Source organism: Streptomyces sp. 8L (genome assembly GCF_020176795.1).
In the GTDB taxonomy this organism is placed as follows: Bacteria; Actinomycetota; Actinomycetes; order Streptomycetales; family Streptomycetaceae; genus Streptomyces.
Genome location: NZ_JAIUKE010000288.1, coordinates 6,424 through 9,033, shown reverse-complemented (window position 1 = coordinate 9,033; position 2,610 = coordinate 6,424). Strand labels below are relative to the sequence as shown.

Sequence of the window (2,610 nt, the reverse complement as noted above, 5' to 3'; positions counted from 1 at the left end):
CTCCCCCCCCCACACCCACCCCCCCCCCCCCCCCGCGGCCCCGCGCCCCCCCCCCCGCGCGCCCCCCCCCCCCGCCCCCCCCCCCCCCCCCCCCCCCCCCCCCCCCCCCCCCCGCGCTGCCGGGATACGGGCCCGCCGGGCCACGGGCCCACCGGGGCACGGAGTCGTCTGTACGCGGCCGGCAGGTGTGTGCGGAAGGCCCTGGTCAGCGAGTTATCCACAGGCGGCATCCACACCATCACCCACCGTAGTCAGATCCGCGTACGCTGAGGACGGGCAGAGCGACGCACGTCGACGGGGCGCGTGCGCCGCTTGACCTTGCCGCTGGGGGAAGCAGCAGCATCGTTCGGGCCGGGCGGGGACGACCGTGCGGTACGGGGAAGGCGGGGGCGTGATGGCGGACGGCACGGCACGGCTGACGATCGGGGCGTTCGCGCGGGCGAGCGGACTCTCGGCGAAGGCGCTGCGGCGCTACGACGAGTTCGGTCTGCTGCGGCCCGCGCGCGTGGACGGTCTGACCGGCTACCGCTACTACGAGCCGGGGCAGTTGGAGCGTGCCCGACTGGTGGGGTGGCTGCGCCGCATCGGTATGCCGCTGGCCGGGATCGGAGAGGTGTGCGACCTGTTCGCCTCGGACCCGGCGGCGGCGGGCCGGGAGATCGACGCCTACTGGGCGGCCGTCGAGTCCGAGACGGCGGCCCGGCGCGACCTGGCGCGCTTCCTCGTCGACCATCTTTCGGGCGACCCCGCAGGGGCCGCCCGAAAGGGGAACGACGGTGATGGCGGAGACGAAGACGCCCGCGGGAGCGGCGCGCGAGCTCGGGGTCAGGTACGCGTCGCACACGACACGGGGCCACGTCAGGGAGACCAATCAGGACGCGGTGTACGCGGGCGAGCGGCTGTTCGCGGTCGCGGACGGCTACGGGAGGCTGGGCGCCCCGGCGGGGGAGGCGGCCATCGAGGCGCTGCGGGCCCGGCTGCCCGAGGGGCTGGGCGGCGCCGACCTGCTGAACGCGCTCGCGGCCTCGGCGGAGGCGGCGGGCCGGGCGGTCGAGCCGTTCGAGGAATCCGGCACGACGCTCACGGCGCTGGCGTGGACCGGCTCACAGCTCGCGCTCGTGCACATAGGGGACACCCGTGCGTATCTGCTCAGGGAGGGCGAGCTGTTCCTGATCACGCACGACCACACGGTGGTGCAGGCCATGGTCGACGCGGGCGACCTGGACCCGTCGGAGGCGGCGTCGCACCCGCAGCGGGCCATGCTCGTGCGGGCGCTCGCGGGCGGCGGGGCGACGACGGAGGGCACGGGCAGCTTCGACGTGCGGCTGCGGGACACACAGCCGGGCGACCGCTTTCTGCTGTGCTCGGACGGCCTGTCGGCGGTCGTGGCGCAGGACGCGATACGGGAGGCGCTCGCACCCGCCGCGTCCCCGTCTCCCGAGGCCGCGGTGGCGGCGCTGATGTCCCTGGTGGAGGCGGCGGGAGCGCCGGACAACGCGGGCTGCGTGGTGGCCGACGTGGTGGCGCTGTAACGGCGCGGGCGCCCCGTGGGCGCGAACCGCTCCCACGGGGCCCCCCGCCGGGGCACCCGCCCACGCACCCGTCACCGCCGTCTCGCCGCGGCCACCGGCTCAGAGACCCGCCGTCTCAGAGGTCCGCCGCCCCAGAGACCCGCCGTCTCAGAGGCCCGCCAGCAGCTGCTCGAAGGGGACCACTTCGGGCTCCGGGTCCGCCCCGGCGTCCGCCCCCGCCTCCGCGCGTGCGGCGCCCGGTGTCTCCCGTGCCGGCTCGTGGCGCGCGTGCGGAGGGCCGTCGCCGCCCGCCGGGGCCAGCAGCGCCGCGAACTCCCGGCCCGCGCGGGCGATCCGGGCCGGCAGGCCGCCCGCATACGTGTCCGCGCCCGCGCCCCAGTCGTCCGTCGCGGCGAACACGGCCCTGGGCAGGGTCAGCGCGTGCAGATAGGAGAAGAGGGGACGCAGCGCATGCTCCACGACCAGCGAGTGGCGCGCGGTGCCGCCGGTCGCGGCCAGCAGGACCGGCGTACCGCTCAGCGCGTCCGGTTCGACCAGGTCGAAGAAGGACTTGAACAGTCCGCTGTACGACCCGGCGAACACCGGCGTGACCGCGATCAGGCCGTCCGCGCCGGACACCGCCTCCAGTGCTTCGCTCAGCGCCTCCGAGGGCCATCCGGAGACCAGGTTGTTCGCGATGTCGACCGCGAGGTCCCGCAGTTCCACGACGCGTACGTCGACGTCCTGCCCGGCGCCAACCTCTTCGGCCACCGCCGTCACCAGCCGATCGGTGAGGAGCCGCGTCGACGACGGCTTGCTCAGTCCAGCCGTCACGGCCACCAGCTTCAGCTCGTTCATTCCGTTCCTCAACTCCTTCGGTCCCTCAGCCCGTTCCGGTGTCGGCGCCGACGCATCTGGCGACGCCCTTGTCCACGCGCGCTTCCACGCGCGCTTCCGCTCCCACTCCCACTCATGCTCCCGCTCCCGCTCCCCACTCGACGCCCCGGCCGCCCGGCCCCGCCGCGATGCGCGCCCCCCCCCCCCCGGGGGGGGGGGCGCCCCGGGGGGGGGCGGGGGGGGCCGGGGCGGCGGGGGGGGG

1 protein-coding gene and 1 pseudogene are annotated in these 2,610 nt (G+C 76.3%); one reads left to right on the top strand and one right to left on the bottom strand.

From position 1 onward, the window contains the following. Positions 1 to 394: 394 nt before the first annotated feature. Positions 395 to 1,532: pseudogene (locus tag LCE31_RS23180) on the top strand (MerR family transcriptional regulator). A gap of 147 nt (positions 1,533 to 1,679) precedes the next feature. Here LCE31_RS23180 and LCE31_RS23175 read toward each other — a convergent pair. Then, entirely contained in the window at positions 1,680 to 2,369 is a 690-nt protein-coding gene (locus LCE31_RS23175) for an FMN reductase (RefSeq protein ID WP_225017156.1), read from the bottom strand. Positions 2,370 to 2,610 lie beyond the last annotated feature (241 nt).

Bases quoted from the DNA above. Each gene is read 5' to 3' on its own strand.
- LCE31_RS23175 (WP_225017156.1), bottom strand. From the start codon at position 2,369: ATGAACGAGCTGAAGCTGGTGGCCGTGACGGCTGGACTGAGCAAGCCG.